Source organism: Nocardioides ginsengisoli, from assembly GCF_039537225.1.
Lineage (GTDB): Bacteria > Actinomycetota > Actinomycetes > Propionibacteriales > Nocardioidaceae > Nocardioides > Nocardioides ginsengisoli.
Genome location: NZ_BAABAC010000037.1, coordinates 196,369 through 209,812, shown reverse-complemented (window position 1 = coordinate 209,812; position 13,444 = coordinate 196,369). Strand labels below are relative to the sequence as shown.

11 protein-coding genes are annotated in these 13,444 nt (G+C 73.6%); 8 read left to right on the top strand and 3 right to left on the bottom strand.

Annotated features, from left to right (window positions below; translation table 11 throughout):
- The first annotated feature begins 30 nt into the window (after positions 1 to 30).
- The 5 genes from AB4880_RS19585 to proB all read left to right on the top strand — a co-directional run bounded on the left by AB4880_RS19585 (position 31) and on the right by proB (position 6,643).
- Positions 31 to 3,111 (top strand): Rne/Rng family ribonuclease, encoded by a 3,081-nt coding sequence (locus AB4880_RS19585; RefSeq protein ID WP_367920898.1) that lies wholly within the window; start codon positions 31 to 33, stop codon positions 3,109 to 3,111.
- Positions 3,112 to 3,293: 182 nt separating this feature from the next.
- Entirely contained in the window at positions 3,294 to 3,596 is a 303-nt protein-coding gene (gene rplU / locus AB4880_RS19580) for a 50S ribosomal protein L21 (RefSeq protein WP_367920897.1), read from the top strand.
- 39 nt (positions 3,597 to 3,635) lie between these two features.
- The gene (gene rpmA / locus AB4880_RS19575) at positions 3,636 to 3,890 is read left to right on the top strand and encodes a 50S ribosomal protein L27 (RefSeq protein WP_308086007.1); all 255 of its coding nucleotides are present in this window, start codon (positions 3,636 to 3,638) and stop codon (positions 3,888 to 3,890) included.
- A gap of 85 nt (positions 3,891 to 3,975) precedes the next feature.
- Positions 3,976 to 5,535, top strand: coding sequence for a GTPase ObgE (gene obgE, locus AB4880_RS19570; RefSeq protein WP_367920896.1), 1,560 nt, complete (start codon positions 3,976 to 3,978; stop codon positions 5,533 to 5,535).
- A complete protein-coding gene (gene proB, locus AB4880_RS19565; protein WP_367920895.1) occupies positions 5,528 to 6,643 on the top strand; it encodes a glutamate 5-kinase in 1,116 nt (371 codons plus the stop codon). The genes obgE and proB overlap by 8 nt, the downstream gene beginning before the upstream one ends.
- Here proB and AB4880_RS19560 read toward each other — a convergent pair.
- A complete protein-coding gene (locus tag AB4880_RS19560) occupies positions 6,612 to 7,706 on the bottom strand; it encodes an FAD-dependent monooxygenase (protein WP_367920894.1) in 1,095 nt (364 codons plus the stop codon). The two genes, proB and AB4880_RS19560, sit on opposite strands and share 32 nt — an antisense overlap.
- 67 nt (positions 7,707 to 7,773) lie before the next feature.
- Between AB4880_RS19560 and AB4880_RS19555 the strand changes: the two genes are divergently transcribed.
- Genes AB4880_RS19555 through AB4880_RS19545 form a run of 3 tightly spaced genes read left to right on the top strand, consistent with a single transcriptional unit; the run spans position 7,774 to position 11,079 of the window.
- Entirely contained in the window at positions 7,774 to 8,949 is a 1,176-nt protein-coding gene (locus AB4880_RS19555) for a cysteine desulfurase family protein (RefSeq protein ID WP_367920893.1), read from the top strand.
- A gap of 13 nt (positions 8,950 to 8,962) precedes the next feature.
- Complete coding sequence (gene mnmA / locus AB4880_RS19550) at positions 8,963 to 10,078, top strand: tRNA 2-thiouridine(34) synthase MnmA (RefSeq protein WP_367920892.1); 1,116 nt, start codon at positions 8,963 to 8,965, stop codon at positions 10,076 to 10,078.
- Positions 10,075 to 11,079, top strand: a complete 1,005-nt coding sequence (locus AB4880_RS19545; protein ID WP_367920891.1) for a uroporphyrinogen decarboxylase/cobalamine-independent methonine synthase family protein — start codon at positions 10,075 to 10,077, stop codon at positions 11,077 to 11,079. Before mnmA ends, AB4880_RS19545 begins: the two co-directional genes overlap by 4 nt.
- A gap of 17 nt (positions 11,080 to 11,096) precedes the next feature.
- On the opposite strand, the gene AB4880_RS19540 is transcribed toward AB4880_RS19545, so the two are convergent.
- Positions 11,097 to 12,725, bottom strand: coding sequence for an MFS transporter (locus tag AB4880_RS19540; RefSeq protein ID WP_367920890.1), 1,629 nt, complete (start codon positions 12,723 to 12,725; stop codon positions 11,097 to 11,099).
- A 26-nt stretch (positions 12,726 to 12,751) separates the two neighbouring features.
- Positions 12,752 to 13,354: a TetR/AcrR family transcriptional regulator gene (locus AB4880_RS19535; RefSeq protein ID WP_367920889.1), complete on the bottom strand. Its 603-nt coding sequence runs from the start codon at positions 13,352 to 13,354 to the stop codon at positions 12,752 to 12,754.
- Positions 13,355 to 13,444 lie beyond the last annotated feature (90 nt).

Genomic DNA, 13,444 nt, shown 5'->3' with positions numbered 1-13,444 from the left:
CGCGAGCGCCGGGTGGAGGAGTAGCGCCACATGAACGACGCGCCGACCAACACCGACACGCCCACCGAGGCCTCGTCACCCGCTCCGGAGGCTCCTGCCGCCGAGGCGCCCACCGCCGCGGCGAAGCCCGCCAAGAAGGCGGCGGCGAAGAAGACCGCGGCCAAGAAGACGGCCGCGAAGAAGACCACCACTGCCGCGGCGAAGAAGACCGCGGCGAAGAAGACGGCCGCCAAGAAGACGGCCGCGAAGAAGACCACCACTGCCGCGGCGAAGAAGACCGCCGCGAAGAAGACCACGGCGAAGAAGACCGCCGCGAAGAAGGCGGCCGCGGTCGCGGAGTCGACCTCGGAGCAGCTGCTGCTCGTCCCCGACGAGGCGCCCGTGGAGGCACCCGTGGAGGCGCCGGCCGAGGCCGTCGTCGAGGAGGCGCCCGTCGAGGAGGCGCCCGTCGAGGAGGCGCCCGTCGAGGAGGCGCCCATCGAGGAGGCCCCCGTCGAGGAGGCGCCGGCCGAGGCCGCGGAGCCCGAGGTCGCCGAGGAGCCCGAGCCCGAGGCCGAGGTCGTCGAGGCTGAGCCCGAGGTCGCCGAGGAGGCCGAGGTCGCCGAAGAGCCCGCGGCCGAGGAGTCGACCGACGACGAGAGCGACGACGAGTCCGCTCCGCGTCGCCGCCGTCGCCGGGGCGGCCGCCGTCGCCGCAAGCCCGCCGGTGCGGGATCCGAGGACGACGCCGCCGAGGAGTCCGACGACGACGCCGCCGAGGGCGGTACCGAGGGTGCTGCCGAGGGCGACCGGCCCAAGGCCGGCCGGCCGCGGTCCGAGAAGTCCGCGAAGGCCGGCCAGCCCGCCGAGGGTGAGGCCGCCGAGGGTGAGGCCGCCGAGGCCGCGGCGTCCGCCGAGGGTGAGGCGTCGGAGGAGTCCGACGAGTCCGAGGGGGGCGCCCAGGGCGGCTCCTCCTCGTCGTCGCGGCGTCGCCGCCGTCGTCGCCGCGCCGGAGAGTCCGGGGGAGACGCCGAGGGCGACGACCCGGAGAACACGGTCACCCGGGTCCGCAAGCCGCGCTCCGCCGACGACGAGATCACCTCGATCTCCGGCTCCACCCGCCTGGAGGCCAAGAAGCAGCGGCGTCGCGAGGGCCGCGAGGCCGGCCGCCGCCGTGCGCCGATCGTGAGCGAGGCCGAGTTCCTGGCCCGCCGCGAGTCGGTGGACCGCGTGATGGCCGTGCGCCAGCGCAAGGACCTCACCCAGATCGCCGTCCTCGAGGACAAGGTCCTCGTCGAGCACTACGTCGCCCGCGAGTCGCAGACGTCGCTGATCGGCAACGTCTACCTCGGCCGGGTCCAGAACGTGCTGCCCTCGATGGAGGCCGCGTTCATCGACATCGGCAAGGGCCGCAACGCGGTGCTGTACGCCGGCGAGGTCAACTGGAGCGCGCTCGGCCACAAGGACGGCGAGCCCCGCAAGATCGAGTCGGTCCTGCAGTCCGGCCAGACCGTGCTGGTCCAGGTCACCAAGGACCCGATCGGCCACAAGGGCGCCCGCCTCACCAGCCAGATCAGCCTGGCCGGCCGCTTCCTCGTCTACGTGCCGGACGGCACGACGTCCGGCATCTCCCGCAAGCTGCCCGACACCGAGCGCGCGCGGCTCAAGGCGCTGCTCAAGGAGATCGTTCCCGAGTCGGCCGGCGTCATCGTTCGCACCGCCGCCGAAGGCGCGTCCGAGGACGAGCTGACACGGGACGTCGAGCGGCTCAAGGCGCGCTGGGAGGACATCGAGTCCAAGGTCGCCAAGGGCAACGCCCCGCAGCTGCTGTACGGCGAGCCGGACCTCACCCTCAAGGTGGTCCGCGACCTGTTCACCGAGGACTTCGCCAAGCTCGTCGTCCAGGGCGACGAGGCGTGGGAGACCGTCAAGGACTACGTCGACCACGTCGCGCCCGACCTCGCCGAGCGGCTCGAGCACCACGAGTCCGGCGACGGCGTCCCCGACCTGTTCGCCACGTACCGGATCGACGAGCAGATCGCCAAGGGCCTCGACCGCAAGGTCTGGCTGCCCTCCGGCGGATCGCTGATCATCGACCGGACCGAGGCGATGACCGTCGTCGACGTCAACACCGGCAAGTTCACCGGCTCCGGCGGCAACCTCGAGGAGACGGTGACCAAGAACAACCTGGAGGCCGCGGAGGAGATCGTCCGCCAGCTCCGGCTGCGCGACATCGGCGGCATCATCGTCGTCGACTTCATCGACATGGTCCTGGAGTCCAACCGCGACCTGGTGCTGCGGCGCCTGGTCGAGTGCCTGGGCCGCGACCGGACCCGCCACCAGGTCGCCGAGGTCACCTCGCTCGGCCTGGTCCAGATGACTCGCAAGCGGATCGGCACCGGTCTGCTGGAGGCGTTCAGCGAGACCTGCACGCACTGCCAGGGCCGCGGCCTGATCGTGCACGAGCTGCCGGTCGAGCCGAAGCGCAGCTCGGGCATCACGCCGGCTCCGGGGGAGGGCGAGTCCCGCTCCAGCCGGCGCCGCAAGGGCCGCGGCCAGGGCGGCCAGGCGCAGGGCCAGGGCGGCAACGGCCAGGACGGCCAGGACGGCCAGAACGGCCAGAACGGCTCGAACGGCTCGAACGGGCAGGCGGCCGTGCCGTCGCCGAAGGACGTCGCCGCGATGGCCAAGCCGGCTCACGAGGAGGAGACCGCCGACACCGCCGAGGCCGTGGACGCTGTCGAGCCGGTTGACGCTGTCGAGCCGGTCGACACCGTCGAGGCGACCGCCGCGGTGACCGAGGCCGTCGAGGCCGTCGAGGCCGTCGAGACCGTCGAGACCGTCGAGGCCGTCGAGGTGCCCGCCGAGGTCGTCGAGGCGCCCGCGGAGGCCGTCGAGCCCGAGCCGACGCCGGAGCCGGCCCCGGAGCCGGCCCCGGAGCCGGTGGTCACGACCACGGTCGTGACCCGGACCCGCCGTCGTGCCGCGAGCCGCCCCGCCGGCCCGCCGGTGACCGCCGAGGCCCCCGTGGCGGCGCCCGCTGCCGAGGAGGCGCCCGCCGAGGAGGCTCCTGCGGAGGAGCCCCACGTCGAGCACGTCCCGATCAAGAAGAAGGGCGCGCGCAAGCGCTGACCCCCGGGGCCGGCCCGGACCCCGCGTTTTGGCGGATCCGGGCCCGGCCCGTAACATTGTTCGTCGGTGCGCCGCCGAGGCGTTCCGTTCTGCTGGCACCCGGCATCTCGCGATGAGCAGTCGCGACGCGGGATTCCGCAGTGTGCCGTAGACCCAGACGTTGAACCAGAAGGAGCCCGGTGGTGTACGCGATCGTGCGCGCAGGCGCGAAGCAGGAGAAGGTCGCTGTCGGCGACGTCATCGAGATCGACAAGGTCTCCACGCCCGTCGGCGACACCCTGACCCTGCCGGTCGTGCTCGCCGTGGACGGCGAGACGGTCACCAGCACCGGTCTCGACAAGGCCGCCGTGACGGTCGAGGTCCTCGGTGCCACCAAGGGCCCGAAGATCATCATCCAGAAGTACAAGAACAAGACCGGCTACAAGAAGCGCCAGGGTCACCGCCAGAAGTACACCCAGGTCAAGGTCACCGACATCAAGCTCTGAGTCTCACCGGACTCGACACCATTTTCGAAGGACTGAAACATGGCACACAAGAAGGGCGCGGCGTCCACCAAGAACGGCCGCGACTCCAACGCCCAGCGCCTCGGCGTCAAGCGCTTCGGCGGCCAGCTGGTCAACGCCGGTGAGATCATCGTCCGCCAGCGTGGCACCCACTTCCACCCGGGCTCGGGCGTCGGTCGCGGTGGCGACGACACCCTGTTCGCGCTGGTTCCCGGTGCGGTCGAGTTCGGCCGCAAGCGCGGCCGCAAGGTCGTCAACATCGTCCCGGGTGAGTGAGCGACGCTCACTCTGACCTGAGGCTTCGAAGGGCGTCCCGGTTCGGGGCGCCCTTCAACCATTTTCTACTGAAAGACTGATCCCCATGGCCGTTCCCACGTTCGTCGACCGCGTGATCCTGTCCGTGTCCGCCGGTCGTGGCGGCAACGGCGTCGCGTCGGTGCACCGCGAGAAGTTCAAGCCGCTCGGCGGTCCCGACGGTGGCAACGGCGGGCCCGGCGGATCCGTGGTGCTGCGCGTCGACCCCGACGTGACCACGCTGCTCGACTACCACCACAGCCCGCGGCGCAAGGCCGAGCACGGCGGCCACGGCGCCGGCGACCGGCGCAACGGCTCGCACGGCGCCGACCTGGTCCTGCCGGTGCCGGCGGGCACGGTCGTCAAGCACCGCAACGGCGAGGTCATCGCCGACCTGGTCGGCCCCGGCACCGAGCTGGTCGTCGCCCAGGGCGGTCGCGGCGGGCTCGGCAACGCGGCGCTCGCCTCGAAGTCGCGCAAGGCCCCCGGCTTCGCGCTGCTCGGCGAGCCCGGCGACGAGCTCGAGGTCGTCCTCGAGCTCAAGGTCGTCGCCGACGTCGGCCTGGTCGGCTTCCCGAGCGCCGGCAAGTCCAGCCTGATCGCGTCGATCTCGCGGGCGCGGCCCAAGATCGCCGACTACCCGTTCACCACGCTGGTCCCCAACCTCGGCGTGGTCACCGCCGGCGAGACGATCTTCACCGTCGCCGACGTCCCCGGCCTGATCGAGGGCGCGGCCGAGGGCCGCGGCCTGGGCCACGACTTCCTGCGCCACATCGAGCGCTGCGCGGCGCTGGTCCACGTCCTCGACACGGCCACGCTCGAGCCCGGGCGCAACCCGGTCGACGACCTCGACGTGATCGAGGCCGAGCTCAGCCGCTACGGCGGTCTCGACGACCGCCCCCGCCTGGTGGCGCTCAACAAGGTCGACGTCCCCGACGGGCGCGGCATCGCCGAGCTCGTCGTCGAGGAGCTGCGCGAGCGCGGCCTGCGGGTGTTCGAGATCTCCGCGGTTTCCGGTGAGGGCACCCGCGAGCTGATCTACGCGATGGCCGAGATCGTCACCGAGGCGCGGCACGCGAAGGCGTCCGAGATCCCGGCGCGGATCGTGGTCCGGCCCAAGGCGGTCGACGACGACGGCTTCACCATCAAGCGCACCGGCGCCGGCTGGCGGGTCCGCGGACCCAAGCCCGAGCGCTGGGTGCGGCAGACCGACTTCAGCAACGACGAGGCCGTCGGCTACCTCGCCGACCGGCTCAACCGGCTCGGCGTGGAGGCCAAGCTGGTCGCGCTCGGCGCCGAGGAGGGCGACGCCGTCCTCATCGGGCCCACCGACAACTCGGTGGTCTTCGACTTCCGTCCGGGCATCGACGCGGGCGCCGAGAATCTCTCGCGTCGGGGCGAGGACGACCGCTTCCACGAGGAGCGTCCGGCCGCCGCTCGCCGCCGCGAGATCCAGGAGCACCTGGGCGACCGGGCCGAGGGCGAGACGCGTGCCGACGTGGCGCGCCGCATCGACCAGCCCGACGTCTACGGACCCACCTCCTACGAGATCGGCTCGGAGGAAGACCCCGACCTCAAGCCGGCCACCGACGACGACGCCTGGCTCGAGGACGACCCCGGTGAGTGAGCGGGCGGCCGTCACCGCGGCCCGCCGGATCGTGGTGAAGGTCGGCTCGTCCTCCCTCACCACCGCCTCCGGTGGCATCGACCCCGAGCGGGTCAGCGCGCTGGTCGACGTCCTCGCCGCCGCGCGCGCCCGCGGCGCGGAGGTGGTGCTCGTGTCGTCCGGTGCGATCGCCGCCGGCCTGGCGCCGCTCGGCCTGCGCAAGCGGCCGCGCGGGCTCGCCGCGCAGCAGGCCGCCGCCAGCGTGGGACAGGGCCTGCTGGTCCACCGCTACACCGAGGAGCTCGCCCGCCACGGCCTCATCGCCGGGCAGGTGCTGCTCACCCTCGACGACGTCACCCGGCGCTCCCACTACCGCAACGCCCACCAGACGTTCGCGCAGCTGCTCGAGCTCGGCGTCATCCCGATCGTCAACGAGAACGACACGGTCGCGACGTCCGAGATCCGGTTCGGCGACAACGACCGGCTCGCGGCGCTCGTCGCCCACCTCGTCCACGCCGACCTGCTGGTGCTGCTCTCCGACGTCGACGGCCTCTACGACGGTCCGCCGTCGCGCCCCGGCGCCCGGCTGATCACCGACGTCCGCACCGACGACGACCTCGCCGACGTGGTCGTCGGCTCGGTCGGCGCGGCCGGTGTCGGCACGGGCGGCATGGTCACCAAGGTCGACGCCGCGGCGATCGCCACCGGCTCCGGCATCCCGGTCGTGCTCACCTCCGCCGACTGCGCCGCGCCGGCGCTCGCGGGGGAGCAGGTCGGCACGCTCTTCCACGCCACCGGCAAGCGCCGCCCCACCCGGCTGCTCTGGCTGCGGCACGCGACCGAGGGCAAGGGCGCGGTCGTCCTCGACGCGGGCGCGGTGCGGGCCGTCGTCCAGCGCCGGGCGTCGCTGCTCGCCGCCGGCATCACCGGCGTCCAGGGCGACTTCGCGGCGGGCGACCCGGTCGACCTGCTCGACCCCGACGGCACGGTCGTCGGGCGCGGACTGGTCAACTTCGACGCCGCCGAGCTGCCGACCCTGCTCGGCCGCTCCTCCCGCGAGCTCAAGCGCGAGCTCGGTGCGGCCTACGAGCGCGAGGTCATCCACCGCGACGATCTGGTCGTCCTCTGAGGGTCCGCAGCAGCAGGCCGTCCGGCACCAGCGACGAGAGCCGGTGCACGGCCGGCGGCGCGTCGACCACCCGGCTCGCCAGGCGGGAGGTGAGCACCACCCGCTCGGCCGGACGACGACGCTGCCGCTCGAAGGCGGCGAAGGCCGGAGCCGCCGCACCCGGTGCGCCGAGCAGCTCGGCCAGCAGCGCCGCGTCGACCAGCGCCTGAGCGCCGCCCTGGCCCAGATGCGGGCGCATCGGGTGTGCCGCGTCGCCCAGGACGACGACCGGTCCGTCGGTCCAGCGCCGGAGCCGCTGCCGGTCGAGGATGTCGTTGCGGCCCACTGCGTCCGGTGCCGTCGCGTCGAGGACCCGCGGGACCGGGTCCGGCCAGCCCGCGAAGGCCGCACGCAGGTGGGCGAGCTCGTCGTCGGCGGTCCCGCCCGCCGGCTCCCGGACGGTCGCGAACCAGTACGCGAGACCGTCGCCCAGCGGCACCACCCCGAACTCCTGGCGGGCGCCCCACAGCTGCACCGCGTCGAGCCCGTCGGCCCGGGCGAGACCGCGCCAGGCGGGGTAGCCGGCGTACGTCTCGCGGAGGGCGGGCTGCAGCGTCCGCGCCACCAGCGAGCGGAAGCCGTCGGCGCCGACCAGCGCGTCGGCCTCGACCGGCCCGGCGGACGTCTCCACCCGGACGCCGCGCGCGGTGCGCGCATAGCCCGTCACGGCCGTGCCGAAGGCGATGTCGGCGGCGGTGGCAGCGTGCAGGATCTCCACCAGCACCCCCCGCCGTACGGCGAGCAGCGGGACGTCCAGCGAACGCAGCAGACGCCCGCGTGCCGACCGCACGGAGCCCGCGCCGACCGGGTGTCCGGCCGCCCGCACCTGGGCGCCGACGCCGATCCGGTCGAGTGCGGCCAGCGCGGTCGGCCAGAGCGAGATCGCGCCGCCGCTGCTGCCCAGCTCGGGCCGCTCGTCGTAGAGCCGACAGCGCCACGGAGCGCCCGCGTGGGCGAGGCCGGCGGCCAGGGCGAGACCCGCGATCCCGGCGCCCGCGATCACCAGCTCCGGCCCGTCGCTCACCGCGCCACGGTAGCGGGCGGACGCGGTTGGGCTCCGCCCCCGGACGCGCCGTAACCTTGGAGTCGCCATGAACCACGCCCGGACGGTCTACCTCGACCACGCCGCGACGACGCCGATGACCGACGTCGCGGTGGAGGCGATGACCGCCCAGCTCCGCGAGGTCGGCAACGCCAGCTCGCTGCACGCCTCCGGGCGTCGCGCGCGTCGGGTGGTGGAGGAGTCGCGCGAGACGATCGCGCAGGCGCTCGGCTGCCGGCCCGGCGAGGTCGTGTTCACCTCCGGCGGCACCGAGGCCGACAACCTCGCGGTCAAGGGGCTCTTCTGGAGCCGTCGCGACGCCGACCCGCGCCGGGGCCGGGTGCTGTCGACGGCGGTCGAGCACCACGCCGTCCTCGACCCGCTCGAGTGGCTGGCCGAGCACGAGGGCGCCGACGTCGAGCTGCTCCCGGTCGACGAGCGGGGCCGGCTGCGGGTCGACGCGCTGCGTGCCGCCGTCGAGCGCGATCCCGCGTCGGTCGCGCTGATCACGGTGATGTGGGCCAACAACGAGGTCGGCACCCTGCAGCCGATCGACGAGGTCGTCGCCGTCGCCGCCGAGCACGGCATCCCGGTCCACACCGACGCGGTCCAGGCGGTCGGCGCGGTGCCGGTCGACTTCGCCGCCGCGGGCGTCGACGCGCTCTCGCTGTCGGGGCACAAGGTCGGCGGTCCGCAGGGCGTCGGTGCGCTCGTCGTACGGCGTGAGGTGGCGCTCGCCGCGCTGCTCCACGGCGGCGGCCAGGAGCGCGACGTCCGCAGCGGCACGCTCGACGTCCCGGCCATCGCGGGCTTCGCGGCCGCGGTCGAGCTGGCCGTCAAGCAGCAGGCCGAGCATGCCGCCCGGCTGTGCGCGCTGCGCGACGAGCTGATCGCCGGCGTACGGCGCGCGGTGCCCGACGCCGTCCTCAACGGCGACCCGGGGCACCGGCTGCCCGGCAACGTCCACCTCGGCTTCCCGGGCTGCGAGGGCGACTCGCTGCTCATGCTGCTCGACGCGCGCGGCATCGAGTGCTCCACGGGATCAGCCTGCTCGGCCGGCGTCCCGCAGCCCTCGCACGTCCTGCTCGCGATGGGTCGGACCAGCGCCGAGGCCCGTGGCTCGCTGCGCTTCAGCCTCGGCCACACCAGCACCGCCGCCGACGTCCAGGCCGTCGCCGAGGCCATCGGCCCGTGCGTCGAGCGCGCCCGCGCGGCCCGCGCCTGACCGGGGGAGTGGTATGAGGGTCGTCGCCGCCATGTCCGGGGGAGTGGACTCCGCCGTCGCCGCCGCGCGCGCCGCCGAGGCGGGCCACGACGTCACCGGCATCCACCTGGCGCTCTCGCGCAACCCCAAGTCGTACCGCTCCGGCGCCCGCGGCTGCTGCACCATCGAGGACGCCAACGACGCCCGCCGCGCGGCCGACGTCATCGGCATCCCGTTCTACGTCTGGGACCTCTCCGACCGCTTCCACACCGACGTGGTCGAGGACTTCATGGACACCTACGCCGCCGGGCAGACGCCCAACCCGTGCCTGCGGTGCAACGAGAAGATCAAGTTCGCCGCGGTGCTCGACAAGGCGCTGGCGCTGGGCTTCGACGCCGTCGCGACGGGCCACTACGCGACCGTGCGGGCTTCGGCCGACGGCGACATCGAGCTGCACCGGGCGGTCGACGGGGCGAAGGACCAGTCCTACGTGCTGGGCGTCCTCGACGAGCAGCAGCTGCGCCACTCGCTGTTCCCGCTGGGCGACACCACCAAGGACCGCGTGCGCGCCGAGGCGGCCGCGCGCGGCCTGCTCGTCGCCGACAAGCCCGACAGCCACGACATCTGCTTCGTCGCCGACGGCGACAACGCCGGCTGGCTGCGCGAGAAGCTCGGCGACCGGGCGCCCAACCAGGGCGGAGAGATCCGCGACGACGTCACCGGCGAGGTGCTCGGCCACCACGCCGGCACCTATGCCTACACGATCGGCCAGCGCAAGGGGCTCCGGCTCGGCCGGCCCGCCCCCGACGGCCGGCCGCGCTACGTGCTCGACATCGAGCCGGTCTCCGGCACCGTCACCGTCGGCCCGCGCGAGCGGCTCGCGGTCGACCGGGTCGAGGGCGACCGGCTGCGCTGGTGCGGGCGTCCGCTCGAGCCCGGCACGGTCCTGGACGGCGACGGGGTCACCGTGCAGCTGCGGGCCCACGGCGCCGAGCACCGCGCCGTCGTACGGGTGGGGGAGGACGGACTCGTGATCGACCTGATCGACACCGCCGACGGGATCGCGCCCGGACAGGCCGCGGTCGTCTACGACGGCACCCGGGTCGTCGGCTCGGCCACGATCACCGCGACCCGGCGGGTCACCGCGTGAGGGCGACGGGGATCGGATCCTTCCCCGGGGACACGCAGCGCGACTACGACGAGGCGCTCGCCGTCGTCCTCGGCGAGCTGACCGGCGACGAGGGGATCGGCCACGTGCCGGAGGTCCCCGGCCGCGGCGCGATCGCCGCGATGACGGGCCGCACCCTCGGGCTGATCGCCGAGCTGGACGCCGACCTGCAGCCGGGCGGTTGGCGGCTGACCGGATCGTCCGGTGCGACGCCGCTCGACCAGCGCCGCGCGCGCAGCCTGCTCGCCCAGGACCTCGACGCGCTCGAGGAGCGGGCGTCCGGGCACACCGGCTCGTTCAAGACCCAGGTCGCCGGACCGTGGACGCTGGCCGCGACGGTCGAGCGGCCGCGCGGCGACAAGCTCCTCGCCGACCACGGTGCGCGGCGTGAGCTGGCGCAGGCGCTGGCCGAGGCGGTCGCGGACCACGTGGGCGACCTGCGCCGCCGGCTGCCGGCCGCCGCCGAGCTCGTCGTCCAGCTCGACGAGCCGGCGCTGCCCGCGGTGATGGCGGGCGCGGTGCCGACGGCGTCGGGGTTCGGGAAGCACCGGACGATCCATCCGCCGGAGGCGAGCGAGGCGCTGGAGTGGGTCCTGGCCGCCGTACGGGACGCGGGGGCGGTGCCGTGGGTGCACTGCTGCGCGCCCGACGTCCCGCTCGCGCTGCTGCGCGGGGCCGGTGCGGCCGGGGTGATGGTCGACCTGGCGCTGCTCGACGCCGACGGGATGGACGCCGCGGCGGAGGCGCTGGAGGCGGGCGACACGATCGCGCTCGGCGTCGTGCCGACCTCGGGGGCGCTGCCCTCGGACAAGGCGCTCGTGGAGCGGGTGCTGCGCTGGCTCGACGTCCTGGGACTCGACCCGGAGGTCGTCGGCGGGCAGCTGGTGGTCACGCCGGCGTGCGGCCTCGCGGGCAGCACGGCCGCAGACGCGAGACGGGCCACCGAGCTGGTGCGCTCGGTGGCCCGCTCACTGGCTGGCTAGTCTCGATCAGCCGACGATCAACCCACGTGGACGCCCTCGGGCGCCTCGGTGGCCAGCTCGGTGTGCTTGACGCCGAGCAGGGCCCAGACGATCACCGATGCGGTCCAGATCATGAACGCGCCGGTGAGGAAGGCGTTGGTCGCGCCCTCGGAGAAGGCCGCGAAGTAGGCCTTGGTGCCGACCACCGGGTTGGTGAGGTCGGCGCCAGCCTGCTGCAGGGAGGCCATGATCGGGCCGAGCTTCTCGGTGGTGAAGTGGGCGGCGATGGTCGACAGGGTCGCCAGACCGAGCGCGCCGCCGACCTGCTGCATGGTGTTGAGGACGCCGGAGCCGATGCCCGAGTCCTGGGCGCGGATGCCGTGGACGGCGACGAGCGTCATCGGGACGAAGGTCAGGCCCATGCCGATCGACATGGTGACGATGAACGGCGCGATCTGGGTCCAGTAGTTGACGGAGTCGCCGAGGTTGGCGCCGTTGACCGCCGCGATGATGTTCGAGGCCGACGTGCTGATGTCGAGCCGGGAGAACATGAAGAGCGAGAAGCCAGCCAGGATCGTGCCGGTGCCGGCGAGGAAGCGCGGGTCGACGTGCGAGATCAGCTTCGACGACGCGGTCGCGCCGAACACCATGCCGACCGCGAACGGCAGGAAGGCGAAGCCGGTGCGCAGCGGGCTGTAGCCCATCACGTCCTGGACGTAGAGCGAGAGGAAGAAGAACATCGCGAACATCGCGGCCGGGGTGATCATCATCGACACGAAGGCGACCGCGCGCGGCCGGCTGGCGAAGATGTTGAGCGGCAGCAGCGGGTGCTTGATCCGGCGCTCGATGAGGATGAACGCGACGAGCGCGACCACGCCGCCGATGATGAAGGTGAGCGCGGTCGGGTCGCTCCAGCCGTAGGGCTGGTGGGTCGCGGTGTCGACGTTGCCGGTGCGGGTGATGCCGAAGACCAGCGCGAGCAGGCCCGCCGTACCGAGGACGGCGCCGGGCAGGTCGAGCTCACCGGCGTGGTGGTCGCTGTCGGGCAGCAGCTTCGGCGCGAAGTACGCCGCGGCGAGGCCGATCGGGACGTTGATGAGGAAGGTCAGGCGCCAGCCCCAGCCGGGGTCGAGGTTGGTGAGCCAGCCGCCGAGGATCAGGCCGATGGCCGCGCCGATGCCGGACATGGCGGCGAAGACCGAGAACGCGCGGTTGCGCTGCGGGCCGGCCGGGAAGGTCGTCGTGATCAGCGCGAGCGCGGTGGGGGAGGCCAGCGCGGCGCCGACACCCTGCAGGCCTCGGGAGCCGAGCAGCATGGCCTCGTTCTGGGCGATGCCGCCGAGGGCGGACGCGACGGCGAAGAGGGTGACGCCGATCATGAAGACGCGGCGGCGGCCGAAGAGGTCGCCCAGCCGGCCGCCGAGGAGCAGCAGGCCGCCGAAGGCGAGCGCGTAGCCGGTGACGACCCACGAGAGGTTGGCGCCGGTGATGTCGAGGTCCTTGCCGATGAACGGCAGGGCGATGTTCGCGATCGTGCTGTCGAGCACGACCATGAGCTGCGCGACGCAGATCAGGACGAGCGCCCAGCCCGGGTGCCGGGGACCGGAGGTGACGGTGGCCTCCGGCGACCGCGCGGTGGACGCGTCGGCCGGTTCGATCTCGGTCATGAGATTCCTTCGAGTGTGAGGAGAGATCAGCCGCGGGTGGCGGCCGGGACGATCACCTGATCGACGACGCGGGCGATCAGGTCGGGGTTGGCCTGCTCACCGAGCAGGAACATGCGGTGCAGGACGATGCCGGGGAGCGCGGCGGAGAGGATCTCGAGGTCGACGTCGTCGCGGAGCTCGCCACGAGCGTGGGCGCGCTCGTAGATCTGCCGGGCGACGGCGACCTTGGGGGCGATGAAGCGCTCCCGGAAGGCGGCCGCGAACTCCGCGTCGCGCCCGATGGCGGTGATGACGCTGCCGAGGATCGCGGTCTGGTGCTCGTCGGTCAGCCCGCCCGGCGCGCAGAACACGGAGAGCAGGTCGCCGCGCAGGGAGCCCGTGTCGGTGGGCACCTCGAGCGGCGTCTTCTGGGAGATCAGCGCGTCGGTGACGAGCGCCGCCTTGCCCTCCCAGCGCCGGTAGAGCGTCGCCTTGGACGCCTTCGCCTTGGTGGCGACGGCGTCCATGGTGAGCCGGTCGTAGCCCACGTCGACGAGGACGGCGAGCGTGGCGTCGAGGATCTCCTGCTCGCGGTCGCCCTCGATGCGGGGACGACTGGACGCCTCACGGCGGCTGCGACGGGGAACCATGGATGAAACGGTACGGTTTCGTTTCGTCCGGCGCAAGTCATTTCCTGGGGACGTGGGGGCGTCGTACCGGACGTCTCGGTCGCGCAACGC

Bases quoted from the DNA above. Each gene is read 5' to 3' on its own strand.
- mnmA (WP_367920892.1), top strand. From the start codon at position 8,963: ATGAGGGTCGTCGCCGCCATGTCCGGGGGAGTGGACTCCGCCGTCGCC.
- obgE (WP_367920896.1), top strand. From the start codon at position 3,976: ATGGCCGTTCCCACGTTCGTCGACCGCGTGATCCTGTCCGTGTCCGCC.
- AB4880_RS19585 (WP_367920898.1), top strand. From the start codon at position 31: ATGAACGACGCGCCGACCAACACCGACACGCCCACCGAGGCCTCGTCA.
- AB4880_RS19535 (WP_367920889.1), bottom strand. From the start codon at position 13,354: ATGGTTCCCCGTCGCAGCCGCCGTGAGGCGTCCAGTCGTCCCCGCATC.
- AB4880_RS19555 (WP_367920893.1), top strand. From the start codon at position 7,774: ATGAACCACGCCCGGACGGTCTACCTCGACCACGCCGCGACGACGCCG.
- AB4880_RS19540 (WP_367920890.1), bottom strand. From the start codon at position 12,725: ATGACCGAGATCGAACCGGCCGACGCGTCCACCGCGCGGTCGCCGGAG.
- rpmA (WP_308086007.1), top strand. From the start codon at position 3,636: ATGGCACACAAGAAGGGCGCGGCGTCCACCAAGAACGGCCGCGACTCC.